Origin of the sequence: Diaphorobacter sp. J5-51, assembly GCF_001023515.1 — a bacterium.
Lineage (GTDB): Bacteria > Pseudomonadota > Gammaproteobacteria > Burkholderiales > Burkholderiaceae_C > Diaphorobacter > Diaphorobacter nitroreducens.
Window position 1 is genome coordinate 63,274 of the sequence record NZ_JSYI01000023.1, and the last position, 25,458, is coordinate 88,731.

Consider the following 25,458-nt stretch of genomic DNA (forward strand, 5'->3'; position numbering starts at 1 on the left):
ATGAATTTCAGAATCGGCGAAGGGTGGGACGTGCATGCGCTGGTGCCCGGGCGGCGCCTGGTCATCGGCGGGGTGGAGATCCCGCACGCCATGGGCTTGCTGGGCCATTCCGATGCCGATGTGCTGCTGCATGCCATCACCGATGCGCTGCTGGGCGCTGCGGCGCTGGGCGACATCGGCAGCCACTTCCCCGACACCGACGCGCGCTTCAAGGGCGCGGACTCGGTGGCGCTGCTGGAGGAGGCGGCGCGCCGCGTGGGCGACACGGGCTACGCCATCGGCAACATCGACAGCACAGTCGTTGCGCAGGCACCGCGCCTGGCGACGCACATCCCCGCCATGCGCGAGCGCATTGCCGCCGCGCTGGGCCTGGTGCTGGACCAAGTGAACGTGAAGGCCAAGACCGCCGAGCGCCTGGGCCCCGTGGGGCAGGGCCTGTCCATCGAGGCGCGCGCCGCCGTGTTGCTATTCAAAAAATAGCTGCTTGCGCTGGAAGAGTGCCGGTTTCCGGCAGAAAACGCTGTAAATCAGCCACGCAGCAAGCGCTGGCTGCTATCAATTTTGCTGAGATGGCGGCACACCGCTGCGCGGTGGCAGGTGGCGCTTGATCTGCGGGCGCTGCAGGCGCTGCTGGGGGTCCTGGCCCTGCCGCAAGTTCATCGCGCGCTGCAACTGGATGTGGGCCACCAGCCCGCCCGAGCCCGAGTTGGCCAGCGCGAAGATGCCCCCCATGCGCTGCACGGTCTTGTCCACGATCGACAGGCCCAGGCCCGCGCCGGCCGCGGCCGTGCGCGCGGAGTCGCCGCGAAAGAACGGCTTGGTGAGGTTGGCCAGTTGCTCGGGTGGTGCGCCGGGCCCGTGGTCGCGCAGCTTCACCAGCACCCACTTCTCGCGCGCCTTGGCGGCGATGTCCACGGTGGTGATGCCGGTTTCGCGGTTCTTGCCGTAGCGGCGGGCGTTCTCCAGCAGGTTGGAGATCACGCGCGCCAGCTCCACCTCGTCGGCCATCACGATCAGGTCCTCGGGCACGTTCATCGAGATCTGCAACTCGCGGTGGTCCTGCACCGCGTACACGCAGGACGACACCACGCCATGCAGGTTGACGGGGCTCAGGGCCACCGTGGTGTCGGGCCGCGCATAGTCCAGGAACTTGTCGATGGTGGCGTCCAGCTGCACGATGTCGGCCACCATGTGCTCGCGCGCCACGTCGTCGGTGACGCTCATCTCGGTTTCCAGGCGCAGCCGCGCCAGCGGCGTGCGCAGGTCGTGCGAGATGCCGGCCAGCATCACCGCGCGGTCCTGCTCCAGCTTGGCGAGCTTTTGCGCCATGCGGTTGAAGCCGATGTTGACCTCGCGGATCTCGCTGGTCACGGCCTCTTCGTCCAGGCGGCTGTTGGCAAAGTCGCCGTCGCGCACGCGGTTGGCCGCGTCGCTGAGCTGCTTGAGCGGACGGTTGATCAGCCGCGCGATGACGGCGGCACCCGCCAGCGACAGCGCGCCTGCGGTGATCAACCAGATCATCCAGGTCTTGCCGCCAGCGGCACTCAGGCGCGAACGGTCCATCAGCATCCAGTTGGGGTCGCCATTGATGGTGAAGCCCACCCACAGCCCCTTCTCGCCATTCACGCTGGCGGCCACGATGGTGCCGGGCCCCAGGCGCTGGGTGAGTTCTTCGGTCAGGCGCGAGCCGAGCGGGGAGGGCGAGAGCAACTCGAACTTGTCACCCGGCTCGCGCGGCAGGATGCGCACGCCCTCCTGGTCGGCCATGGTCTTGAGCAGCGACACGCGCGCGATGGCATCGGAGTGGATGAGCGCCGCGCGGCTCAGGTTGACCAGCGATGCAATCTGCTGCGCCGTCTGCAGGGCGCGGGGCTCGAACTCCAGCGCACGCAGCGTCTGCAGCCACGCCATGATGCTGCCGATCAGCAGCACCGCCAGCAGGAAGAAGGTGCGCCAGAAGAGGTTCAGCCCCACGCGCGCACGCTGGGCCCGCCGGCTGGCGGACGTTTCCAGCGGCGCGGGGCTGGTGGCATCGGAAGGCGCGTCGTGGGTGGCGCTCATGTCAAGGTGGCGTGCAAGCGGTCATGCAGGGCACGGCGTGCCGGTGGAGTGGGGCCGCCGTTCCTTTCGCAGGGATGCCCTGGTCAGTTCGTGCCGTCCGGCACGAACACGTAGCCCACACCCCAAACGGTCTGGATGTAGCGCGGCGCGGCGGCGTCCACCTCGACCAGCTTGCGCAGGCGCGAGATCTGCACGTCCAGGCTGCGGTCGAACGGCTCGAACTCGCGCCCGCGCGCCAGCAGCGCGAGCTTTTCGCGCGACAGCGGCTGGCGCGGGTGGCGCACCAGGGCTTTCAGCATGGCGAATTCGCCCGTGGTCAGCGGCAGTTCCTCGCCGTTCTTTTGCAGCGCGCGCGTGCCCAGGTCGAAGGTGAAGGGGCCGAAGGTCACCACTTCGTTGTCGCCCGACGGTGCGCCCGGGGCCTCCTGCGGCGGGCGGCGGCGCAGCACGGCGTGGATGCGGGCCAGCAGTTCGCGCGGGTTGAAGGGCTTGCCCAGGTAGTCGTCGGCGCCCACTTCCAGGCCCACGATGCGGTCCACGTCCTCGCCCTTGGCGGTCAGCATGATGATGGGCGTGCGGTCATTGGCCGCGCGCAGGCGCCGGCAGATCGACAGGCCGTCTTCCCCCGGCATCATCAGGTCCAGCACGATCAGGTCCACGGTCTCGCGCAGCAGGATGCGGTTGAGGGCCTTGCCGTCTTCCGCGACCATAACTTCAAAGCCTTCCTGGGTGAGGTAGCGGCGCAGCAGGTCGCGGATGCGCGCATCGTCATCCACCACGAGAACTTTGTCGGTACGGTTGGTTGTTGAAGCCATGCTTTCTTTCCCAGTCCAATTTGTAACAGAGCCGATTCTGACCAGCTTGCGAACGGAAAGTCCGGTTTTACCCCGGGGTCTGACCAACTGTTACAGGTTTTGCGACACCTCGCAACGACATTACCCGGCATTCATGCCAGCGCTGCGCTGACGCGGTTAGCGTCGGTCCTGGGGCATGCTGCACATGCCCGTACAACGTCAACCCAAGAAAAGGAACACCATGCAAAGAACTATAAAAACAATAGCTGCTTGCGCACTGATGGCGGGCGCTGTGGCCGCTTACGCTCAGAATCCTTCGGCGCCGCCGCAGAACGTGCTGCAGCTCTCCGCATCGGGCACGGTGCAGGTGCAGCAGGACTTGCTGGTGCTGACGCTGGCCGCCACCAAGGAAGCCGCGGACGCCGCAGGCGTGCAAACGCAACTCAAACAGGCGCTGGACGCCGCGCTGGCCGAAGCCCGCCGCGCCGCCCAGCCGCAGCAGATGGACGTGCGCACGGGGGCCTTCGGCATGTACCCGCGCTATGGCAAGGACGGCAAGATCACCGGCTGGCAGGGCCGCGCCGAGCTGGTGCTGGAAGGGCGCGACTTCCCGCGCATCACGGCCACGGCGGGCAAGATCCAGAGCATGTCCATCAGCCAGATCGCATTCGACTTGTCGCGCGAGGCGCGGGCCAAGGTGGAGACCGAGGCCCAGGCGCAGGCCATCGAAGCCTTCAAGGCACGCGCCTCCGAACTGGCGCGGGGCTTCGGTTTTGGCGGCTACTCGCTGCGCGAGGTGGCGGTGAACAGCAATGAGATGTCGCCCGGCCCGCGCCCGCGCATGATGGCCATGGAGGCCAAGGCGGCATCCTATGCGTCCGACGCTCCCGTGCCCGTGGAGGCCGGCAAGGCCCAGGTGGTGGTGACGGTGGCTGGCTCGGTACAGCTCAAGTGACCCCAGCGTTCGCTATCAGCCATTTTGGCCTGCAGCGCCCGCCAGCCGGGCGTTACCAGCTATCTTTTTGATAGCGGTCTTACTGCGCCACCCAGCCGCCGTCCATATTCCATGCCACGCCGCGCACGTTGTTGGCGGCGGCCGAGCAGAAGAACACGGCCAGCTCACCCAGCTCTTCGGGTGTGGTGAACTGCATGGAGGGCTCCTTCTCGCCCAGCAGCACTTTCTTGGCTTCTTCATTGGAGATGCCCAGCGCGGCGGCCTTGGCGTCCACCTGCTTTTGCACCAGCGGCGTGAGCACCCAGCCGGGGCAGATCGCGTTGCAGGTCACGCCCGTCGGGGCGGTCTCCAGCGCCGTCACCTTGGTCAGGCCCACGATGCCGTGCTTGGCCGCCACGTAGGCCGACTTCTGCGCCGAGCCCACCAGGCCGTGCACCGACGCCACGTTGATGATGCGGCCCCAGTCATTGGCCAGCATGCCGGGCAGCGCCAGGCGCGTGGTGTGGAAGGCGCTGGTCAAGTTGATGGCGATGATGGCGTCCCACTTCTCCACCGGGAAGTCCTGCACGCTGGCCACGTGCTGGATGCCGGCGTTGTTGACCAGGATGTCCACGCGGCCGAACTGGGATGCGGCGTACTTGAGCATGTCCTCGATCTCCGCGGGGCGGCTCATGTCCGCGCCGTGGTAGGCCACGCGGGCGCCTGCGGCCTCGCCGGCGGCCAGCACCTCGGCGCGCGGACCGTCCACGTCGCCAAAGCCGTTGAGCACGATGTTCGCCCCCTGGCGCGCGAGCGCCTTGGCGATGCCCAGGCCGATGCCGCTGGTGGAGCCGGTGACGAGGGCGGTTTTGCCGTTCAACATGAGAGTCTCTCCGAATGAATTAGGATGCAGCGCAGGCATTATCGAGCGCTGCATGACGGTACCGTTTCCATGATTCAACCTACGCTGAAATACGTACCGTGCCCCGGCCCCGCGGCCGCCGGCCACCCGGAACAAGGCCATCGCATGGCCTACTGGGAGTGGAACGAGACGGGCGACGCGGCCCATCCCCATGTGATCGTCTGCGTCCACGGGCTGGCACGCCAGGGGCGGGACTTCGACACCCTGGCACGCGCGCTGGCCCGCCATGCGCGCGTGGTCTGCCCCGATGTCGTGGGGCGCGGACGCAGCGATTGGCTGGCCGATCCGATGCAATACCAATTGCCGCTGTACGCGGCCGACATGCTGGCCTTGCTGGTCCAGCTGCATAGCCAGGGCCCCATCGCCACCCTGGATTGGGTGGGCACGAGCATGGGCGGGCTCATCGGCATGGGCCTGTGCGGCCAGACGGGGGTGTTGCCGGTACCCGTGCGGCGCCTGGTGCTCAACGATGTGGGGCCGCGGGTGGAGTGGCAGGCGCTCGCGCGCATCGGCCAGTACCTGGGCCAGCCCGCGCATTTCGCGACGCTGCAGCAGGCGGCCGACGCGCTGTGGGCGGTGTCGCGCAGCTTCGGGCCGCACACGCCTGCGCAGTGGCTGGAGCTGTCTCGCGCCATGGTGCGCGAGACGCCCCAAGGGGGCTTGGCCCTGCACTACGACCCGGCGATCGCCGTGCCCTTTCGCGCCCTCACGCCCGAGGCCGCGCTGGCGGGTGAGCAGCAGCTATGGCAGCTGTACGACCAGATCCCGGCCCAGGTGCTGCTGCTGCGCGGCGCGGACTCGGACCTGCTGTCCAGCGCCACGGCGCGCGAGATGACCGCGCGCGGCCCGCGTGCGCGGCTGGTGGAGTTCGCCGGCGTGGGCCACGCGCCGACGCTGGTGCAGCCGGACCAGGTGGCCGTGGTCGCGCAGTTCCTGCTGGAGCGGCAGGAGGAGTTGACAGCATGAAGAGCAGTTCCATCGGCCATCTGCCCATGGGGCAGGGCGCGGCCGCCGGGCCCCGACCCGAGGCGGTGCCGCAGCTCATCGCAGCCACCGCGCAGGCGGGACCGGAGCATGCCGACGCCCTGGTGCGCGCCCGCGCCTTTGCCGAGCCGCTCTTGATCGGCGAAACGTTGGAAACTGGAGAGAACACCCTCGTCCATGCCGATGCGGTGTCCGCCATCCTCAAGCACCTGGGCGGCTCGGAAACCATGCAGGCGGCGGTCTATCTGGTGTATGCCTGCTCGCACCTGAACAAGCCCGAGGAAGTGATCACCAAGGCCTTCGGTAGCAATTTCGCCGCGCTGGCGCTGGAGACCACCAAGCTCATGCGCGTGCAACTGCAGGCGCGCGAGGCGCAGGTGACGGGCCAGCAGGTGGACGATGCGGCCACGCAGACCGAGAACGTGCGCAAGATGCTGCTGGCCTTCTCGCGCGACCTGCGCGTGGTGATGCTGCGCCTGGCGTCCCGCCTGCAGACGCTGCGCTTTTATGCCGCAGCCAAGCGCCCGGTATCGCCGGCCATCGCGCGCGAGGCGCTGCAGGTGTTCGCGCCGCTGGCCAACCGCCTGGGCATCTGGCAGATGAAGTGGGAGCTGGAAGACCTGGCCTTCCGCTTCCTGGAGCCCGAGACCTACAAGGAAGTGGCCCGCCTGCTCGACGAGAAGCGCGTGGAGCGCGAGCTGTACATGGAGCAGGTGCGCAGCCGGCTGGAGTCCGAATTGCGCGCGCGCAGCATCAGTGCCAGCGTGCAGGGCCGGCCCAAGCACATCTACAGCATCGTCAAGAAGATGCGTGGCAAGTCGCTGAACTTCGACCAGGTGTTCGACATCCGTGCGCTGCGTGTGGTGGTGCCGAGCGTCAAGGACTGCTATGCCGCTTTGAGCTGGGTGCACAGCCAGTTCAAGCCCATCGAGGCGGAGTTCGACGACTACATCGCCCGCCCCAAGCCCAATGGCTACCAGTCGCTGCACACCGTGGTGCGCGACGAGGCGGGCAAGGCCATCGAGATCCAGATCCGCACCCAGGCCATGCACGACCATGCCGAGCATGGCGTGGCCGCGCACTGGGCCTACAAGGAGGCGGGCACCAAGGGCTACGCTGGCGTGTCGGCCAGCAGCGAGTACGACGCCAAGATCGCCGTACTGCGCCAGCTGCTGGCGTGGGAGCGCGACCTGGTGGGCTCCGCCAGCCGCAGCGGGTTGTTCGAAGACCGCATCTATGTGCTGACCCCGGACGCGGCCGTGGTGGAACTGCCCCAGGGCGCCACGCCCGTGGACTTCGCCTATGCCGTGCACACCAGCGTCGGCCACCGCTGCCGGGGTGCGCGTGTCGACGGCAACATGGTTCCGCTGAACACGCCGCTGCAAAACGGCCAGACGGTGGAGATCACCACCGTGAAGGAAGGGCGTCCTTCGCGCGACTGGCTCAACCCGGAACTGGGCTACCTCACCAGCAACCGCGCGAAGGCCAAGGTGCGCGCGTGGTTCAACGCACAGGCCACCCATGCCACGGTGGCGCGCGGCCGCGAGCTGGTGGAAAAGCTGCTGCAGCGCGAGGGCAAGACGGCCCTCAAGCTTGACGACCTGGCGGTGCAGCTGGGCTTCAAGTCGGCCGAGGCCTTGTTCGAAGTGGTGGGCAAGGACGAATTCTCGCTGCGCAGCATCGAGACCTTGTTGCGGCCACCCGAGCCAGCGGTCGATGAGCCTGACGTGCTGCTCAAGAAGGCGCGCACACCCGACGGCGCGCCCAAGGGCGGCGTGCTGGTGGTGGGCGTGGATTCCCTCATGACGCAGTTGGCCAAGTGCTGCAAGCCCGCGCCGCCCGATGAAATCCGTGGTTTCGTCACGCGCGGCAAGGGCGTGAGCGTGCACCGCGCCGACTGCAGCAACTTCCGCGAGATGGCGGCGCGCAATGCGGAGCGCGTGATCGACGTGGAGTGGGGAAAGTCGCAGCGCGTCGCCGGAGAAGCCGCCGTCTACCCTGTGGACGTGGCGGTGGAAGCCTCGGACCGCCAGGGCCTGCTGCGCGACATCTCGGAAGTGTTCGCGCGCGAGAAGACCAACGTCATCGGCGTGCAAACACAGTCCGTCAAGGGAACGGCATGGATGACCTTCACCGTGGAAGTGTCCGATGCGGGGCGGCTCAACAAGGTGCTGGGTATCGTGGCCGCGGTGCAGGGGGTGCGGTCGGCGCGCCGGCGATGATGGCCGCCAGGGCTGAGGCGGCATTTTTTGCTGCTATACTCCCGCTTCTCGAACAAACACAGGCGCGTAGCTCAGCTGGTTAGAGCACCACCTTGACATGGTGGGGGTCGTTGGTTCGAGTCCAATCGCGCCTACCATTTCTCTCTGCGGAAGCCACCCAGACTTCAGCATGCAAAGAGAGAAATTCTGTACAAAACGCCGCTCGACAGAGCGGCTTTTTTGTTTCCGGATCCCCCGCATTCCGCCTGGAGCAGGCGGTCGTGCAAGCCATCAGGGTATTCCTGCGCGCTGCGCGGGTGCGGCCTGCCTAGAATCTGCTGCACTGCAATACAAGCCATGACGGGCCATGTACCCGAGGAGCCGCCTGTGCCAGACAAGACCCCAGCACCTGACCCAAAAACCGCCCAGCGCGTGATCAAGAAGTACCCCAACCGCCGGCTGTACGACACGTCCACCTCCACCTATGTCACGCTGGCCGAGGTCAAGCAGCTGGTGATGCAGGGCGAATCCGTCGTGGTGCGCGACGCCAAGACCAGCGAAGACCTCACGCGCAGCATCCTGCTGCAGATCATCCTGGAGGAGGAAGCGGGCGGCGCGCCAATGTTCAGCGAGGCGGCGCTGGCCAACATCATCCGCTTCTATGGCCACGCCATGCAGGGCTTCATGGGCGCGTACCTGGAAAAGAACGTGCAGATGTTCACCGAGATCCAGGCCAAGCTGGCCGAGCAGTCGCAAGGCCTCACGCCCGAGATGTGGACGCAATTCATGAATCTGCAGTCGCCCATGATGAAGGGGCTGATGGGCAACTACGTGGAGCAGTCGCAGAACATGTTCCTGCAGATGCAGGACCAGATGCAGAAGCAGACCGAGCAGATGCTGGGCGCGTTTGGCCTCAAAAAACGCTGAGCCTGGCAGAACTGGGAAAATGCGGGGATGAGCCAAGCACTCTCCCCCGCCAAGACCCCCAAGATCGGGTTCGTCAGCCTCGGCTGCCCCAAGAACCTCACCGACTCCGAACTCCTCCTCACGCAACTCAGCGCCGAGGGCTACGAAACCTCCAAGACCTTCGAGGGCGCAGACCTCGTCATCGTCAACACCTGCGGCTTCATCGATGAAGCCGTGAAGGAAAGCCTGGACACCATCGGCGAGGCCCTGGCCGAGAACGGCAAGGTGATCGTTACCGGTTGCCTGGGCGCGCGCGCCGGCGAGACGGGCGGCAACCTCGTGAAAGAGGTACACCCCAGCGTGCTGGCCGTGACCGGGCCGCATGCGGCGCAGGAAGTGATGGAGGTCGTGCATACCCACTGCCCCAAGCCGCACGACCCCTTCCTTGACCTGGTGCCGGGCAGCTTCGGCGAGGCGGGCATCAAGCTCACGCCGCGCCACTATGCCTACCTGAAGATCAGCGAGGGCTGCAACCACCGCTGCACCTTCTGCATCATCCCCTCGATGCGCGGCGACCTGGTGTCCCGCCCGGTGGGCGATGTGCTCAAGGAAGCCAAGGCGCTGTTCGAGGGCGGGGTGAAGGAACTGCTGGTCATCAGCCAGGACACCTCGGCCTATGGCGTGGACGTGAAGTACCGCACGGGCTTCTGGGACGGCAAGCCCGTCAAGACGCGCACACTGGAGCTGGTGCAGACGCTGGGCGAGATGGCCGCCACCTACGGCGCGTGGGTGCGCCTGCACTATGTCTACCCCTACCCGAGCGTGGACGACATCATTCCGCTGATGGCGCAGGGCTTGGTGCTGCCGTACCTGGATGTGCCCTTCCAGCACAGCCACCCCGACGTGCTCAAGCGCATGAAGCGCCCCGCCAGCGGCGAGAAGAATCTGGAGCGCATCCTGCGCTGGCGCGAGGCCTGCCCGGAGATCGTGATCCGCAGCACCTTCATCGCGGGCTTCCCCGGCGAGACGGAAGAAGAGTTCCAGCACCTGCTGGACTTCGTGCGCGAGGCGCAGATCGACCGTGCGGGCTGCTTTGCCTACAGCGACGTGGAAGGCGCCGCTGCCAACGAGCTGCCGGGCATGCTGCCCATGGAACTGCGCGAGGAGCGCCGTGCGCGCTTCATGGCGGTGGCGGAGGAAGTCTCCACCGCCAAGCTGCAGCGCCGCGTGGGCCAGACCATGCAGGTGCTGGTGGACCAGGCCGTGGGCCTGGGCAAGAAGGGCGGCGTGGGCCGCAGCTACGCCGATGCGCCCGAGATCGACGGCGTGGTGCACCTGCTGCCGCCCGAGAAATTCAGCAAGACCTACAAGGTGGGCGACTTCGTGAAGGCGCGCATCGTGGGAACGCAGGGGCATGACCTGGTGGGCGTGCCGGTGTAATCAACGGCGGCCATACAGCGCCCACAAAAAAGGGAACGTGCGAACCACGTTCCCTTTTTTTTCCGGGCGCCCCGCCAGCGGGGCGCGGAGTTCCGTCAGACGCCGACGGCCAGCAGCTCCACGTCGAACTTCAGCGTGGCGTTGGGCGGGATCACGCCGCCGGCGCCGCGTGCGCCGTAGCCCAGGGCTGCCGGGATGATCAGTGTGCGCTGGCCGCCGATCTGCATGCCTTGCACGCCCTCGTCCCAGCCCTTGATGACCATGCCCGCGCCCAGGGGAAACTCGAACGGGTCGTTGCGGTCGCGGCTGGAATCGAACTTGGCGCCTTGCTGGCCGTCGTTGTAGAGCCAGCCGGTGTAGTGCACGCGCACCGACTGGCCGCGCGTGGCCTGCGCGCCGGTGCCGACGACGGTGTCTTCATACTGCAGGCCGGAGGCGGTGGTGGTGAATGCCATGGTGAACGGTTCCTTGATTTGATTCAAAAAAGATAGCTGTTAGCGCTTATCCAATAAGCGCTAGGGGCCAAAAAGACCAAAACCCGCACACGGCGGGCTGGTGGGGGCCTAAGGGCTTGCGGGGCGCTTTACTTCTTCACGCGCGCGGCGGACCAGCGGGTGGCAAAAGCCTGCACATCGGACAGGCGCTTGAGCAGATCCTGGCCTACGGGGGTGACGGTGTAGCCGTCGCTGCCGTGGTCCAGCAGCCCGCACTCGCGCAGTTCCTTGATGCGGGTGTTGAGCGTGTTGGGCGTGATGCCGCCGACGCTGTCTTGCAGCAGGCGGAACGTCTGCGGATGGCCGTCGCGCAGGGCCCACAGCACGCGCAGCGCATAACGGCATTCGAGTTTCTCGAACAGCTGGTTGACGGCGGCGTTTTCCTTGGAGCTCATGAACGCTTCTCCTTGCGCATAGGGTGGTGGGGTGCCGCGCCGCGCAGGCGCGGAGCGGCAGTGGTTGCAAAAAACGATAGCAATATAGCCTGGAAATGTACCTGCTACAAGTTTAGTAGCTCGTTGCGTCCGGCTGACATGTGCAAACCCTGAAAAATGGGGTAGCCATGCGGCTCACTCCGGCGCCCTGCGCACGAGGTGCTCCACCAGCAGCCGGGCGGCGGGTGACAGGCCCTCCTCGCTGCGAAAGCAGATGGCAAAGCGCCGCCGTGCCCAGCCGTCGGCCAGCGGAATCACGCGCACGCCGGTGGCGGCGGCAAACGGCTCGGCCACTTCGCGTGGGATCACGCTGATGGCCAGGTTGGCGCGCACCACGCGCAGCGCAGCGTCGAAGTTGGACACCTGCACGCGGTGTGCCAGCATCTTGCCCTCCACGGCCGCGGCGCGCGCCAGCAGCACCTGTACGGCGCTCAGCGCCGGCATGCTGACGAACTCATGCCCCAGCACGTCGGCAAAGCGCACGCGCGCCGACTGGGCCACGGGGTGATCGGGGTGCGCGACGATGGCCAGATGGTCGTGGCGGTAGCTGCGGGTCTGCAGCCCCTGCAGGTCCGCCGCGTCCCAGCAGATGCCCACGGTGGCGCTGCCCTCGCGGATGCCGCGCACCACCTCGGGGCTCACGCGCTCCTCCATGCTCACCTGGATGTCGCGGTGCGCGGGGTCCTGCAGGAACGCTGCTACGTCGTCGGCCAGCGACTCGGCCATGACCGAGGCGGTGACCAGCATGCGCACCTGTCCGCGGATGCCGGTGTTGAACGCGGCCATGTCACGCTCGATGCGCCCCACGCTGGCCAGCATCTCGCGCGCATGCTCCAGCAGCGCCTCACCCGCCGGGGTGGGCGCCACGCCATGCCGGCGGCGCACCAGCAGGCGCGCGCCCACGGTGTCTTCCAGTTGCGCCAGCCGTTTGCTGACGGCCGAGCCCACGATGGCCTCCTGCTGCGCGGCACGCGCAATGTTGCGGTGCTCGCACACGGCGACGAACAGCTTGAGCGAGAGCAGGTCGGGCAGACGCATGAAAATTTCCGTTTGGGAATACGTGGGGTTCCAAAATTGAGATTTCGTAGTGTGCTGGAATTTTTAAAATCCACAACGGCACTGACGCACATCAACCCTCCAGGCAATTCCATGGCTTCGCTACCCACCCTCTGCGACCCGCGCCCCGGCCACGCCACCGTGCGCGAGGTGGGCCTGCGCGACGGCCTGCAGAGCATCGCCACCACGCTGCCGACAGCACACAAGATCGCGTGGCTGGACGCCGCCTACGCCGCAGGCCAACGCGAGATCGAGGTGGGCTCATTCGTGCCCGCGCGCCTGCTGCCGCAACTGGCCGACACCGCCGAGGTGCTCGCGCATGCGCTCACGCTGCCGGGGTTGGTGGCCTCGGTGCTGGTGCCCAACCTCAAGGGGGCCGAGCGCGCCATCGACGCGGGTGCGCACTGGATGATCGTGCCGCTGTCGGCCAGCCATGCGCACAGCCTCGCCAACCTGCGCAAGACGCCCGACGAGGTGGTGGCGGAGGTGGCCCGCATCCGCGCCACCCGCGATGCGGCGGGCAGCGCGTCGCGCATCGAGGGCGGCGTGGGCACGGCCTTCGGCTGCACGCTCCAGGGCGACGTGGCCGAGGACGAGGTGCTGCGCCTGCTGCAGGCGCTGCTGGATGCCGGCGCCGACCGCGTGAGCCTGGCCGACACCGTGGGCTATGCCGATCCGGCCGGCGTGCAGCGCCTCTTCGAGAAGGCGCGCACGCTGGTGGGCGACCGCCTGGCCGCCGCGCATTTCCACGACACGCGCGGCATGGGGCTGGCCAACTGCTACGCCGCCTGGCAGGCGGGCATCACGCGCTTCGACGCCTGCCTGGGCGGCATTGGCGGCTGTCCGCATGCGCCCGGCGCCAGCGGTAACGTGACCACCGAAGACCTGGCCTTCATGCTGGAGCGCATGGGGCTGTCCACGGGACTCGACGTGGCCGCGCTGCTCGCGCTGCGCCAGCGCGTGCAGGGCTGGCTCGCGGGCGAGACGCTGCATGGCACGCTGTGGCAGGCCGGTCTGCCGCGCCACACGGGCGCTTCTGTTTCCACCCTGGCGCAGCCTGCCTGAGCGGGCGCGCCTGTTTTAGCTTCTTCTTTGGGACACCATGAATTCCAACGCTTCCTCTTCGTCCCGGCTGCCCCTGGAGGGCCTGCGCGTGGTGGAGTTCACCCACATGGTCATGGGCCCCACCTGCGGCATGGTGCTGGCCGACCTGGGCGCCGAGGTCATCAAGGTCGAGCCCGTGGATGGCGACCGCACACGCCACCTGCTGGGCGCGGGCGCGGGCTTCTTTCCCATGTTCAACCGCAACAAGAAGAGCATCGCCATCGACCTGCGCAGTACCGCGGGGCTGGAGGTGGCCATCCGCCTGGCCTCGTCGGCCGACGTGGTGGCGCAGAACTTCAAGCCCGGCGTGATGGCCAAGTACGGCCTGGACTACGCGGCCCTGTCGCGCCTGAACGAGCGCCTGGTGTATGTGAACCACACGGGTTTCCTGCCCGGCCCTTACGAGCACCGCACGGCGCTGGACGAGGTGGTGCAGATGATGGGGGGGCTGGCCTACATGACCGGCCGCCCGGGCGACCCGCTGCGCGCCGGCAGCAGCGTGAACGACATCATGGGCGGCATGTTCGGCGCCATCGGCGCCATGGCGGCGCTCATGCAGCGCCAGCAGACCGGGCGCGGCCAGGAGGTGGACTCGGCGCTGTTCGAGAACAACGTGTTCCTGGTCGGCCAGCACATGATGCAGTACGCCGTCACCGGCCAGCCCGCCGCGCCCATGCCCGACCGCATCTCGTCCTGGGCGGTGTACGACGTGTTCAGCGTCAAGGACGGCGGCCAGATCTTCCTGGCCGCGGTGAGCGACGCGCAGTGGCAGACCTTCTGCGACGCCATGGGCTATGCCGACCTCAAGGCCGACCCGCGCTATGCCACCAACAACGACCGCGTGCGCGCGCGGCCCACGCTGTTGCCCGAGCTGCGCCAGCGCCTGGCCGCCCACACGGCCGATGCACTGGCGGCGGTCTTCGAGCGCCATGGCCTGCCGTTCGCACCCATCCTGCGGCCCGAGCAATTGTTTGACGACCCGCACCTCAACGCCACGGGCGGCCTGGCCGAGATCACCCTGCCCGACGGGGAGCGCGCGGGCGGCACCGCACGCACCACGCTCATGCCGCTGCGCCTGGACGGCCAGCGCATGGGCGTGCGCCTGGACCCACCGCGGCTCGGCCAGCACACGCAGGATCTGCTGGCAGGCCTGGGCTACACGGCCGACCAGGTGGCCGCGCTGCGCGCGTGCGCAGCCGTGGCCTGAGGGGTATCAATCGGGCCACGGCCTTGTGCATGCGTGGCCCGCCAATCCCTGAGTCCGCGCTTTCTGAGACCCCTATAAAAACCACCGGAGACACCCATGCCCCTCGATGCATTCCCCGCACCCCGCCGCCTCACGCGCCGCCAGGCGCTGGCCTGGAGTGTTGCCCTCTGTGCGCCCGCGCTGGCGCATGCGCAGGGCCCCGGTGCGGCCGACCGGCCGCTGCGCGTGATCCTGCCGCTGTCGGCCGGCTCGGGCGCGGACGGTGCCATCCGCGCCATTCAGGCCAGCCTGTCCAGGGCGCTGGGCCAGGCGGTGGTGATCGAGAACCTGCCCGGCGCGGGCGGCATCACGGGCACCACGCAGCTCGTGCGCGCGCCCAAGGACGGCTCGGTGATCGGCCTGGTGTCCAACAACCACGTGGTGAACCCGCATGTGTACCCATCGGCGCCTTTCGATGCCATCGAGGACATCACGCCCATCACCGTGATCGGCGCCACGCCCTTCATGCTCGTCGCCCATCCCTCGGTGCAGGCCCGGAACGCGCGCGAACTCATCGCGCTCGCCAAGGCCAAGCCCGGGGTGCTCAACTACGGCTCATCGGGCAACGGCACCATCCTGCACCTGGGCGCGGCCATGTTCGTGGACCAGGCGCAGCTGGACATCAAGCACATCCCCTACCGCGGCATGGGCCCGCTGATGAATGACATCCTGGGCGGGCAGGTGCAGCTGGGCGTGGTGGCCGTGGCGCCGGCGGCCGCGCACATCAAGTCCGGCAGCCTGCGCGCGCTGGGCGTGACCACGGCCGCCCGCGTCCCCTCGCTGCCCGGCGTGCCCACCCTCGCCGAACAGGGCCTGCCGCGCTGTGAACTGGAGGGCTGGATCGCCGCCGTGGCGCCTGCCGGCGTGCCCCCGGCGGACGTGGCGCGGCTGTACCACGGCTTCAAGGCCGCGCTGACCATGCCGGAGGCGCGCGACGCGCTGGTGGCGCAGGGCTACGAGATCAAGCTCACGCCGCCCGATGCCTCGGCCGCGTTCTTTCGCAGCGAACTGGCGCGCATGGGGCAGGTGGTGAAGAGCGCCAGCGTGAAGATGGACTGACTTCGCTATCGTTCAAGGAGCTGTCAGCGCTTGCTGGATAAGCGCTACAGCCACCTGCGCACCCTGGATCGATAGGCGGCGAATTCCGGCCCGAACTTCTGCGCCAGCACCCCCTCTTCCGGAACGATCTGAAAGCGCGTGATGTAGGCCACGAACGCCGCAACGCCCAGCAGCGCCAGCGGCGCACCCAGGTACACCGTCCATGCGAGCAGCAGGAGGGCGAGGCCCACGTACATCGGGTTGCGCGTGACGCGGTACACGCCGCCCACCACCAGCGCCGAAGCACCGCCCGGCCGCAGCGGGTTGACGGTGGTGCGCGCGCGCCGAAACGCGTGCAGGCCGGCCACGTCGAACGCCAGGCCCACCAGCGCGAGCAGGACGGCCGCCGCGGTGCGCGGCGCGCTGTCCGTCACGCCGCCGCTGGCCTGCGCGGTGAACCACATCGCCACGCCGGCAAGGGCGGCGACGAGCGGCGGAGGGATCTTGTGTTCAAGCCAGTGCATGGGTGTGGGCCGCCGGACGCCCGGCGGCGGAAAAGGGGAAGGGTGCACGCGCAGCCAGTGTAGGCCGGTCCCGAGGCGGCGCCCAGCCCGCGGTGCGGCGCGTCTGCGTTGTGGCGATTCAGGGTGTTTTTGGCCTCTAGCGCTTGCCTATCAAGCGCTGGCAGCTATGTTTTTTGATGGTCCTGGGGGCCATGCACGCCACTGGCCTCGGCCATGCGTACCAGCACCAGCAGCGCGCGGTTGACCGGCGTGGCGACACCCAGCGCGGCGCCGCGCTGCACCACGTAGCCATTCAGGTGGCCGATCTCGGTGGGGCGGCCCCGTGCCAGGTCCTGCGCGGTGGAGGACCGTTGGCCCGCCATGCTCTGCGCGATGCTGCGCACGGCCGCGTGGATGTCTGCGGGAGGGGGCACCCCGTCCGCCTGCGCCACGGCCAGGCATTCGGCCACGACGTCGGCGATCACATCGGTCGCGCCGTCCTGCTGCACCAGCCAGCCGTAGGGCTGCTGCACGATGGCCGACAGCGCGTTGTAGGCGCAGTTGATGACCAGCTTGGCCCACAGGGCGCTGCGCACGTTGTCCGACACCTCGGCGGGGATGCCCGCGTCGCACAGCTCCCGCGCCACGCGCGCGCTGGCGGGCGACGGGCCGATCACCAGCTCACCCCGCCCGAAGTGACGCACGTGCCCAGGCCCGGCCATGGCTGTGGCCACATACACCACGGCGGCCGCCACGGGGTGCGCCGCGCCCAGCACGGCGCGGGCGCGCTCGTCGTTGTCCACGCCGTTTTGCAGCGTGAGCACCAGCGCGCCCGGTGCCAGGTAGGGCTGCATCTGGCGCGCCGCTGCCTCGGTGTCGGTGGACTTCACGCACAGCAGCACCACGTCGGCGCCACGCACGGCGCTGGCATCGGTACTGGCCTCCAGTGGCACATGGGTGTCCTGCGTGGCGGTTTGCAGTCGCAGGCCGTGGGCCTGGATCGCCTGCACGTGGTCCGGGCGGCCGATGAGCGTGACCGCGTGGCCCGCACGCGCCAGCAGGGCGCCAAAGTAGCAGCCCACCGCGCCTGCGCCCATCACGGCGAAGCGCAGACGGCCTGTGTGCGAAGGGGTGTTCAGAGGCATGGCGGGGAGCTTTCAGGAAGGACGGGACGGCCATTGTCCACCGATCGGGCGTTCCATGTTTTGCTATCAAAAATATAGCTGCTGGCGCTTGCTGTATAAGCGTGAAAAGCCGATTTGGCTTGAAACCCTGACGCGCAATAAAAAACGCCCCGGCCGAGCGGCGGGGGCGTTGGCTGCGCGAGGTGTGCGCGGAAGATGCGTGGCTTACAGCGAGTCGATGAAGCTGCGCAGCTTGTCCGAGCGGCTCGGGTGCTTGAGCTTGCGCAGCGCCTTGGCCTCGATCTGGCGGATGCGTTCGCGCGTCACGTCGAACTGCTTGCCCACTTCTTCCAGCGTGTGGTCGGTGGACATTTCGATGCCGAAGCGCATGCGCAGCACCTTGGCTTCGCGCGGGGTCAGGCCGTCGAGGATGTCCTTCACCACGTCGCGCAGGCCGGCCTGCATGGCGGCGTCCACGGGTGCGGTGTTGTTGCTGTCCTCGATGAAGTCGCCCAGGTGGCTGTCGTCGTCGTCGCCGATGGGGGTTTCCATCGAGATCGGCTCCTTGGCGATCTTCATGATCTTGCGGATCTTGTCCTCGGGGATCTCCATCTTCGCGGCCAGGATGGACGCATCGGGCTCGAAGCCGAACTCCTGCAGGTGCTGGCGGCTGATGCGGTTCATCTTGTTGATGGTCTCGATCATGTGCACCGGGATGCGGATGGTTCGAGCTTGATCCGCGATGGATCGTGTGATCGCCTGGCGGATCCACCACGTGGCGTAGGTCGAGAACTTGTAGCCGCGGCGGTATTCGAACTTGTCCACCGCCTTCATCAGGCCGATGTTGCCCTCCTGGATCAGATCCAGGAACTGCAGGCCGCGGTTGGTGTACTTCTTGGCGATCGAGATCACCAGGCGCAGGTTGGCCTCGATCATCTCCTTCTTGGCGTGGCGCGATGCAGCCTCGCCCTCGTTCATGCGCTTGTTGATCTCCTTGAGCTCGGACAGCGGCACCACCACACGCGACTGCAGGTCGATCAGCTTTTGCTGCAGTTCCTGGATGGGGGGAATGTTGCGCTGCATCACGGCGCTCCAGGGCTTGCCGGCGGCGGCCTGCTTCTCCACCCACTGCAGGTTCAGCAGGTTGGGCGGGAACTCCTTGATGAAGATTTCCTGCGGCATGCCGCACTTGTCCACGATGATGCGGCGCAGCTCGCGCTCCTTCTTGCGCACGTCGTCCACCTGGGCGCGCACCATGTCGCACAGCTTCTCGATGGTCTTGGCCGTGAAGCGGATGGTCATCAGCTCGGCCGAGATTTCGCGCTGCACCTTCATGTACGCCGGGCCGCCGTAGCCTTCGCGGTCGTAGATCTTGTGCATCTTCTCGAACAGCGCGCGCAGCGTGTCGAAGCGGCGCAGGGCCTCGTTCTTGAGCTCTTCGAGCTTCTTGGTCAGGGCCTTGGAGCCGCCCTTGCCGTCGTCGTCGTCTTCCTCGTCGAATTCGTCGAAATCTTCCTCGGCCACGTAGTCGTCGGCCTCGTTGGGATTGGAGAAGCCGTCCACCACGGTGGAGATGACGACCTTGCCCTCGCGGATTTCCTCACCCATGTTGAGGATCTCGGCGATGGTGGCGGGCGAGGCGCTGATGGCCTCCATCATGTCCATCAGGCCGCCCTCGATGCGCTTGGCGATCTCGATCTCACCTTCGCGCGTGAGCAGCTCCACCGTACCCATCTCGCGCATGTACATGCGCACGGGGTCGGTGGTGCGGCCGAATTCCGAGTCCACGGTGGACAGGGCGGCCTCGGCTTCTTCCTCGGCCTCCTCCACGGTGGTGGCCGTGGGGGTCACGTTGTTCTGGAACAGGGTTTCCGCGTCGGGCGTTTGCTCGTACACGGCCACGCCCATGTCGCCCAGCATGGCGACCACGACTTCCATGGTTTCGGCGTCCACCAGCTTGTCGGGCAGGTGGTCGGAGATTTCCACCTGCGTGAGGTAGCCGCGCGTCTTGCCCAGCGTGATCAGCTTCTTGAGCTGCGAGCGCCGCTTGGCCATGTCCTCTTCGGACAGCACGGTCTCGTCCAGGCCGAACTCCTTCATCAAGGCGCGTTCCTTGGCCTTGCTGATCTTCATGCGCAGGGGCTTGGCCTTCTCGACCGGGGCGGCTTCGGCGGCCTCAACCACCTCGGCTTCGGGCTCGCCTTCGAGGTCGGACTCGATGTCGGACAGGTCGGCGTCGTCCTCCAGGCCTTCTTCCTTGGCCTTGGGCTTGCGGCCGCGCTTGGCAGCAGCGGTGGTGCCGGCGGCCTTGGCGGGGCGGCCGGGCTTCTTCTTGGGCGCCTCTTCGGCGACTTCGGGCTCGGCAGCAGCCGCCTTGGCGCGCGCGGGCTTCTTCTTCAACAGTTCATCAGCGGCTTTTTTCAGCTCGGCAGCAGTTTTCGGCGTGGACACAGTCTTGACTTTCGGCGCAGCCTTGGGCGCGGCGGCAGCGGCCTTGACAGGGGCGGCTTTCGCGGGCGCCTTGGCGGCGGCTTTCACAGTGGTTGCGGCTTTGGAAGCGGCCTTCGCGGGGGTGCCAGAGGCAGACTTGGGCGACTTCGCGGACTTTTGAACGGGCATGGACAACCTCAAGGTCAAAAACGGACACACAAAGAAAACACAAGCGCCAAGGAACCCGGCGCGGGCAGGCACGGCGACGGCAAGGGCCTTCGCGGTTTGAGGGGAAAACCCTCAGGGGCAAGATGTCTGGGCGAACATTTGGTGTGCAGTCCTTGCGGTGGGGGAGGGCGGTTGTGCGCGTTTGTCACGGTCGCCTGGTCCGGAGGTGCTGCTGTCGCTCTTGCCGACAAACCCTAAATTATAGCGGCGGTGCGTATTTCAAGTAGGCCTGGGAGAAATACCGAGCAATCCCTTGAGCCGCTGCTCCAGCGCCTGGTACTGCGCGAGCGCGGCGGGGTCGCGCGTCACGCGGGGCACCAGCTCCTGCTGCTGGCGCTTGAATTCCTCGATCAGCATGCGGTCGAGCAGGCCGCGCAGCTCGGCGTGCAGCTCGGCCTCGTCGCCCTCGGTCTGGGCGTGCGAGCCGGTCATCACGCGCTCGGCGAGCGGCTCGCAGTCGTGGCCGCGCAGCGCCTCGCGCAGCACGGCCCAGGGCTGGGGGCCGTGCTCGTGGAGCTGGCCTTCGAGCCACGCGAACAGCGGGCCGTGCGGCTCGGGCTGGGCGCACAGCGCGGCGTGGTCCTCGTGCGAGAGGCCTTCGAGGAACTGCATGTGCGACAGCAGCAGCCGCGCCGCGTGGTCGATGCGGCTGGCGGCGGGCCTGCGCGGCAGCGGGGGCTGGGCCGGGCGCGCGGGCTCGCGGCGCCAGCGGCCGCCGGCGTCCTTGCGCCAGGGGCGGCGCGCGAGTTCGCCCTGCCACGGGCCGGGCGGCTGCGGGTGCCAGGGCGGCTCGTCCGCGAACGGGTCGCCGCCCTCCGGCGCTGCCGCGGGCGCGGCGCGCGGGCCCTCCTGAGCCCAGAGCTCGGCCAGGTCCTTGGCCGGCAACTGGCCCAGTTCACCCAGCTCGGTCAGCAACTGGCGCTTGAGGGCGCCGTCGGGCAGCTGGCTCCAGAGCGGGCGGGCGTTGGCCAGCATGTGGGCGCGGCCCTCGGCCGTGCCGAGATCGCAGCCCTCCCGCGCGGATTCGAGCAGGAAGCGCGACAGCGGCATGGCGTCGCCCACGTGGCGCGCGAACGCCTCCGGTCCATAGGCGCGCACGAAGCTGTCGGGGTCGTGCTCGGGCGGCAGGAACAGGAACTTGATGCTGCGCGTGTCGCTCGCGTAGGGCAGGGCGCCGTCGAGCGCCTTGCGCGCCGCGCGGCGGCCGGCCGCGTCGCCGTCGAAGCTGAACACCACCACGTCGGTGAAGCGGAACAGCTTGTGCACATGCTCGGGCGTACATGCCGTGCCCAGCGTGGCCACGGCATTGGGAAAGCCCAGTTGCGCCAGCGCCACCACGTCCATGTAGCCTTCGGTGACCAGGGCGTAGCCGTGTTCGCGGATGGCGTTGCGCGCCTCGTACAGGCCGTAGAGCTCGCGGCCCTTGTGGAACACCGGGGTTTCGGGGGAGTTGAGGTACTTGGGCTTGTCGTCGCCCAACACGCGTCCGCCAAAGCCGATGCACTCGCCCTTGACGTTGCGAATGGGGAACATCACGCGGTCACGGAAGCGGTCGTAGCGCTTGCCGTCTTCCTCGTTCACGATCACCAGGCCGCTTTCCTCCAGCAGCGGGCTGTCGTACTCGGGGAACACGCTGGCCAAGCCCCGCCAGCCCTCCGGCGCGTAGCCCAGGCCGTAGCGCTTGGCCACCTGGCCTGATACGCCCCGGCCCTTGAAATACTGGACGGCGCGCGGTGACTCGCGCAGGTGGCGTCGCCAGGCGTCGCCGGCCTTCTCCAGCACGTCGGTCAGCGTGGCCTGCTTCTGGCGCTGGGCGGCGGCGCGTTCGCGGTCCTGGGGCGAGGTGTTCTCGTCGTCGGGCACCTGCATACCGATCTGCTGGGCCAGGTCCTGCACGGCCTCGCGAAAGCCCATGCCCGCGTGGTCCATGAGAAACCCGATCGCATTGCCGTTCTTGCCACAGCCAAAGCAGTGGAAGAACTGCTTGGACGGGCTGACGCTGAATGAGGGCGATTTTTCCCCGTGGAAGGGGCACAGGCCCATGAAGTTGGCGCCGCTCTTCTTGAGCTGCACATAGCGGCCGACCACATCGACGACGTCAACGCGCGCAAGCAACTCCTGGATGAACGACTGGGGGATGGACACCGGGGTATTTTCCATCAGCCCGCCGCCAGCTGGCTTTGCTCTAATGAACGGGTCTTGCATTCCCGGCCTGAACAAGAAACAAAGGAGCCCCGCACGTGACCAGCATGTACGACCAGAATCTGCCGCGCACCGAAGCCAACCATGCGCCGCTGTCGCCCCTGTCCTTCATCGAACGCACGGCCGAGGTCTACCCCGACCGCCTGGCTATCGTGCATGGCGAGCTGCGCCAGACCTGGGGGCAGACCTACGCGCGCTGCCGCCGCCTGGCCAGCAGCCTGCGCCGCGCGGGCATCGGCAAGAACGACACCGTGGCCGTGATGCTGCCCAACACCCCGCCGATGGTGGAGGCGCACTTCGGCGTGCCCATGGCGGGNGGTGCTCAATGCGCTGAATACCCGGCTGGACCCGGAGACCATCGCCTTCATGCTGGACCACGGCGAGGCCAAGGCGGTGATCGTGGACCCCGAATTCGCCCCCGTGATGGCCAAGGCGCTGGCGCTGCGCCAGTCGCAGGCGCCGCTGCTGCTCATCGACGTGGAAGACGCCTTCTACGGCCCGGCCGCGCAGCGCCTGGGCACGCTGACGTACGAGGACTTCCTGGCCCAGGGTGACGCGCAGTTCGCCTGGGAACTGCCCGGCGACGAGTGGGACGCCATCGCACTCAACTACACCTCGGGCACCACGGGCAACCCCAAGGGCGTGGTCTACCACCACCGCGGCGCGCACACCAATGCCGTCAGCAACGTGCTGGAGTGGGACATGCCCAAGCATGCCGTCTACCTCTGGACGCTGCCCATGTTCCACTGCAACGGCTGGTGCTTTCCCTGGACGGTGGCGGCGCGCGCGGGCGTCAATGTGTGCCTGCGCCGGGTCGAGGCGCAGGCCATCTTCGACGCCATCCGCAACCACGGCGTCACACACTACTGCGGCGCGCCCATCGTGCATGGCCTGCTGGTCAACGCGCCAGCGGCGATGAAGGAGGGCGTTCCCGCGGGCGTGAAGGCCATGGTGGCCGGGGCAGCGCCGCCGGCCTCGATGATCGAGGGCATGGAGCAGATGGGGTTCGACCTGACCCATGTGTACGGCCTCACGGAGGTGTATGGCCCGGCCACCGTCTGCGCCAAGCACGCGGCCTGGGACGCGCTGGACATCGGCGAGCGTGCGCGCCTGAATGCCCGCCAGGGCGTGCGCTACCACCTGCAACGCGCGGCCATGGTGCTCAACCCAGACACCATGGAGCCCGTGCCGCACGACGGCGAGACCATGGGCGAGATCATGTTCCGCGGCAACATCGCCATGAAGGGCTACCTGAAGAACCCCAAGGCCACCGAGGAGGCCTTCCGTGGCGGCTGGTTCCACAGTGGTGACCTGGCGGTGCAGTACCCCGACGGCTACATCAAGATCAAGGACCGCAGCAAGGACATCATCATCTCGGGCGGCGAGAACATCTCCTCCATCGAGGTGGAGGACGTGCTCTACCGCCACCCCGACGTGCTGGCCGCCGCCGTGGTCGCCAAGCCCGACGCCAAGTGGGGAGAGACGCCCTGCGCCTTCGTGGAGCTGAAGGCGGGCGCGCAGGCCACGCCCGAGGACATCGTGGCGCACTGCAAGAAGCACCTGGCGGGCTTCAAGGTGCCGCGTGCCGTGGTGTTCGGCGAGTTGCCCAAGACCAGCACCGGCAAGATCCAGAAGTTCGAGCTGCGCAAGCAGGCGGGATCGGCCGCGGCCATCGACGTCTGAGGCCTTCTGCGTCAGGCCAGCCCCCCGCCGCGCCGCAGGCGGGGGCAGCGCGCTACAGCAGCCACTCGATGGGCAGGCACATGAGCACGCGCACCATCGTGCGGCTCCACCAGGTGGTGTGGGGCTCGGTGGCGTAGACCGGCGGCGGGTCGCCCAGGCCGCCGTGCCATTGCAGTGCGCCGTCGCCGGCCAGCTTCACGCGGTAGGACTGTTCGGGCACCGTGGTGGCGAAGGCCTGTGCGACCTGCTGCGCCAGCGCCGGGCTGTCGATGAGGAAACCCAGCTCGGTGTTCAGGTGCGCCGAGCGCGGGTCGAAGTTGAGCGAGCCCACGAACACGCGCTCGCCGTCCACCGCGAAGGTCTTGGCGTGCAGGCTGGAGCCCGAGCTGCCCAGGCGCCGGGCCAGCGGCTGGGCCGGTGCGCCGGCCAGTTCGGGCACCAGGCGGCGCATCTCGTAGAGCGTGACGCCGGCGGCCAGCAGGGGCCGGCGGTACTTGGCGTAGCCCGCGTGCACGGCGGGCACGTCGGTCGCCTCGAAGGCGTTGGTCAGCACCTGCACGCGCACGCCGGCCTCCTGGAGCCGCGCAAAGGCCGCCACGCCGGCGGCCGTGGGAACGAAGTAGGGCGAGACCAGGTCGACGCTGCGCCGCGGCTGGCCCAGTGCGGCCTCCAGCTGGGGCAGCAGCAGGCCTTCGCGCCGCGCCGCGCCCAGGCCCTTGGCCGGGTCGTCGCTGAGCATCTGCACGCGGGCCCATTCCAGCGGCAGCTCGTGGCGCAGCAGGCGCTGGACGAAGTCGCTGCGCAGGATGGCGAGGGCATAGTCGCGCGCGCCGTCGGACGCCAGCAGTGCCTGCGCCTGCTGCGCCAACTGGGCCATGGCGGCGGGCTCCACGGCCGGCAGGAGGCCCTGGGCCGGGTAGGCGCTGGCGCTGCTCCAGTAGCGGTCGAAGTCGGTGGACACGGCCTGCACCACGGGGCCGACGGCCAGCACGTCCAGGTCGGCGAACAGCACGCCCGAGGTGGCGCCGAAGTACTCGTCGCCCACGTTGCGCCCGCCGACGATGCTGGCCTGGTTGTCCGCCGTGAACGACTTGTTGTGCATGCGCCGGTTGGCGCGCCGCAGGTCCGCCAGATAGCCCAGCACCTTGGGGCTGCGCAGCGCGAAGGGGTTGAACAGGCGCACCTCGATGTGCGGGTGGGCGTCCAGCGCCGCGAGCTGCGCGTCCAGCCCGGACGTGCCCACGTCGTCCAGCAGCAGGCGCACGCGCACGCCGCGCTCGGCCGCGGCCAGCAGCTCGCCCAGCAGCAGCGTGCCGGTGGTGTCGCCGCGCCAGATGTAGTACTGCACGTCCAGCGTGCGCTCGGCCGCGCGGGCCAGCAGCGCGCGGGCGGCGAAGGCATCGTGCGGGTGCTCCAGCGGGTGGATGCCGCTCAGGCCGGGGCGCGCCTGCACCTCGGGCGCCAGCGCCAGGCCCAGGGGCGTGGCCTGCGCGGCGGGCAGGTCCAGCGCGGTCGATGCGCTGCGCCCCGCCAGCGGCGGCAGGGCCCAGCCGCCCAGCAGCAGACTGGCCAGCACGCCGCCCAGCAGTGCGAGGGCGCGGCGCGGCGGCTGGAGTGGTGAGAAGATTTTGCTCATTATTTAATAGCTGTTTGCGCTTTATATATGGGCGCTGC

Annotated in this window: 21 protein-coding genes, 1 tRNA gene and 1 pseudogene; 12 read left to right on the plus strand and 11 right to left on the minus strand. The window is 68.2% G+C overall.

Annotated features, from left to right (window positions below):
- On the plus strand, positions 1-480 hold the full coding sequence (ispF, locus tag OX89_RS02885; RefSeq protein WP_047349512.1) for a 2-C-methyl-D-erythritol 2,4-cyclodiphosphate synthase: 480 nt from the start codon (positions 1-3) through the stop codon (positions 478-480).
- 75 nt (positions 481-555) lie between these two features.
- On the opposite strand, the gene OX89_RS02890 is transcribed toward ispF, so the two are convergent.
- Complete coding sequence (locus OX89_RS02890) at positions 556-2,061, minus strand: ATP-binding protein (RefSeq protein ID WP_047349484.1); 1,506 nt, start codon at positions 2,059-2,061, stop codon at positions 556-558.
- Positions 2,062-2,144: 83 nt separating this feature from the next.
- Positions 2,145-2,876, minus strand: coding sequence for a two-component system response regulator OmpR (gene ompR / locus OX89_RS02895; protein ID WP_011806277.1), 732 nt, complete (start codon positions 2,874-2,876; stop codon positions 2,145-2,147).
- A 220-nt stretch (positions 2,877-3,096) separates the two neighbouring features.
- Between ompR and OX89_RS02900 the strand changes: the two genes are divergently transcribed.
- Positions 3,097-3,810 (plus strand): SIMPL domain-containing protein, encoded by a 714-nt coding sequence (locus OX89_RS02900; RefSeq protein WP_011806276.1) that lies wholly within the window; start codon positions 3,097-3,099, stop codon positions 3,808-3,810.
- Between the two features lie 79 nt (positions 3,811-3,889).
- Here the strand turns inward: OX89_RS02900 and OX89_RS02905 are convergent, their stop codons facing one another.
- Complete coding sequence (locus tag OX89_RS02905) at positions 3,890-4,672, minus strand: 3-hydroxybutyrate dehydrogenase (protein WP_011806275.1); 783 nt, start codon at positions 4,670-4,672, stop codon at positions 3,890-3,892.
- 69 nt (positions 4,673-4,741) lie between these two features.
- On the opposite strand from OX89_RS02905, the gene OX89_RS02910 reads away from it, so the two are divergent.
- The 5 genes from OX89_RS02910 (at position 4,742) to rimO (ending at position 10,242) form a co-directional block, all read left to right on the plus strand.
- A complete protein-coding gene (locus OX89_RS02910; RefSeq protein ID WP_047349485.1) occupies positions 4,742-5,677 on the plus strand; it encodes an alpha/beta fold hydrolase in 936 nt (311 codons plus the stop codon).
- 26 nt (positions 5,678-5,703) lie between these two features.
- Complete coding sequence (locus OX89_RS02915; protein ID WP_234305483.1) at positions 5,704-7,917, plus strand: bifunctional (p)ppGpp synthetase/guanosine-3',5'-bis(diphosphate) 3'-pyrophosphohydrolase; 2,214 nt, start codon at positions 5,704-5,706, stop codon at positions 7,915-7,917.
- A gap of 60 nt (positions 7,918-7,977) precedes the next feature.
- Positions 7,978-8,054 (plus strand) — tRNA-Val (locus OX89_RS02920).
- 199 nt (positions 8,055-8,253) lie between these two features.
- Positions 8,254-8,823 carry a polyhydroxyalkanoate synthesis repressor PhaR gene (gene phaR, locus OX89_RS02925; protein WP_047349487.1) on the plus strand — a complete coding sequence of 190 codons (570 nt, stop codon included), beginning with the start codon at positions 8,254-8,256 and terminating at the stop codon, positions 8,821-8,823.
- A gap of 27 nt (positions 8,824-8,850) precedes the next feature.
- A complete protein-coding gene (gene rimO / locus OX89_RS02930; RefSeq protein ID WP_015913872.1) occupies positions 8,851-10,242 on the plus strand; it encodes a 30S ribosomal protein S12 methylthiotransferase RimO in 1,392 nt (463 codons plus the stop codon).
- A gap of 95 nt (positions 10,243-10,337) precedes the next feature.
- On the opposite strand, the gene OX89_RS02935 is transcribed toward rimO, so the two are convergent.
- From OX89_RS02935 to OX89_RS02945, 3 genes are all read right to left on the minus strand, one after another.
- Positions 10,338-10,697: an FKBP-type peptidyl-prolyl cis-trans isomerase gene (locus OX89_RS02935; protein WP_011806270.1), complete on the minus strand. Its 360-nt coding sequence runs from the start codon at positions 10,695-10,697 to the stop codon at positions 10,338-10,340.
- Between the two features lie 128 nt (positions 10,698-10,825).
- Positions 10,826-11,131, minus strand: a complete 306-nt coding sequence (locus tag OX89_RS02940) for a helix-turn-helix domain-containing protein (RefSeq protein WP_011806269.1) — start codon at positions 11,129-11,131, stop codon at positions 10,826-10,828.
- 174 nt (positions 11,132-11,305) lie between these two features.
- Complete coding sequence (locus OX89_RS02945; protein WP_047349488.1) at positions 11,306-12,208, minus strand: LysR family transcriptional regulator; 903 nt, start codon at positions 12,206-12,208, stop codon at positions 11,306-11,308.
- Between the two features lie 111 nt (positions 12,209-12,319).
- Between OX89_RS02945 and OX89_RS02950 the strand changes: the two genes are divergently transcribed.
- The 3 genes from OX89_RS02950 to OX89_RS02960 all read left to right on the plus strand — a co-directional run bounded on the left by OX89_RS02950 (position 12,320) and on the right by OX89_RS02960 (position 15,635).
- Entirely contained in the window at positions 12,320-13,291 is a 972-nt protein-coding gene (locus OX89_RS02950; RefSeq protein WP_047349489.1) for a hydroxymethylglutaryl-CoA lyase, read from the plus strand.
- A 37-nt stretch (positions 13,292-13,328) separates the two neighbouring features.
- The gene (locus OX89_RS02955; RefSeq protein ID WP_047349490.1) at positions 13,329-14,537 is read left to right on the plus strand and encodes a CaiB/BaiF CoA-transferase family protein; all 1,209 of its coding nucleotides are present in this window, start codon (positions 13,329-13,331) and stop codon (positions 14,535-14,537) included.
- A 96-nt stretch (positions 14,538-14,633) separates the two neighbouring features.
- Entirely contained in the window at positions 14,634-15,635 is a 1,002-nt protein-coding gene (locus OX89_RS02960; protein WP_047349491.1) for a tripartite tricarboxylate transporter substrate binding protein, read from the plus strand.
- Between the two features lie 44 nt (positions 15,636-15,679).
- On the opposite strand, the gene OX89_RS02965 is transcribed toward OX89_RS02960, so the two are convergent.
- The 4 genes from OX89_RS02965 to dnaG all read right to left on the minus strand — a co-directional run bounded on the left by OX89_RS02965 (position 15,680) and on the right by dnaG (position 22,059).
- Positions 15,680-16,138: an isoprenylcysteine carboxylmethyltransferase family protein gene (locus OX89_RS02965; RefSeq protein ID WP_047349492.1), complete on the minus strand. Its 459-nt coding sequence runs from the start codon at positions 16,136-16,138 to the stop codon at positions 15,680-15,682.
- A 164-nt stretch (positions 16,139-16,302) separates the two neighbouring features.
- Complete coding sequence (locus OX89_RS02970; RefSeq protein ID WP_047349493.1) at positions 16,303-17,262, minus strand: ketopantoate reductase family protein; 960 nt, start codon at positions 17,260-17,262, stop codon at positions 16,303-16,305.
- Between the two features lie 204 nt (positions 17,263-17,466).
- Positions 17,467-19,860, minus strand: a complete 2,394-nt coding sequence (gene rpoD, locus OX89_RS02975) for an RNA polymerase sigma factor RpoD (RefSeq protein WP_047349494.1) — start codon at positions 19,858-19,860, stop codon at positions 17,467-17,469.
- Positions 19,861-20,118: 258 nt separating this feature from the next.
- Entirely contained in the window at positions 20,119-22,059 is a 1,941-nt protein-coding gene (gene dnaG / locus OX89_RS02980; protein ID WP_234305481.1) for a DNA primase, read from the minus strand.
- Between the two features lie 89 nt (positions 22,060-22,148).
- Between dnaG and OX89_RS18935 the strand changes: the two genes are divergently transcribed.
- Positions 22,149-22,417: AMP-binding protein (locus tag OX89_RS18935; RefSeq protein ID WP_369799235.1), on the plus strand; the 269-nt coding region annotated here is incomplete at its 3' end.
- 1 nt (position 22,418) lies between these two features.
- Positions 22,419-23,784: pseudogene (locus tag OX89_RS02985) on the plus strand (acyl-CoA synthetase); the annotation flags it as partial.
- Positions 23,785-23,836: 52 nt separating this feature from the next.
- Here OX89_RS02985 and OX89_RS02990 read toward each other — a convergent pair.
- Entirely contained in the window at positions 23,837-25,420 is a 1,584-nt protein-coding gene (locus tag OX89_RS02990) for a phospholipase D family protein (protein WP_047349495.1), read from the minus strand.
- Positions 25,421-25,458: the final 38 nt, after the last annotated feature.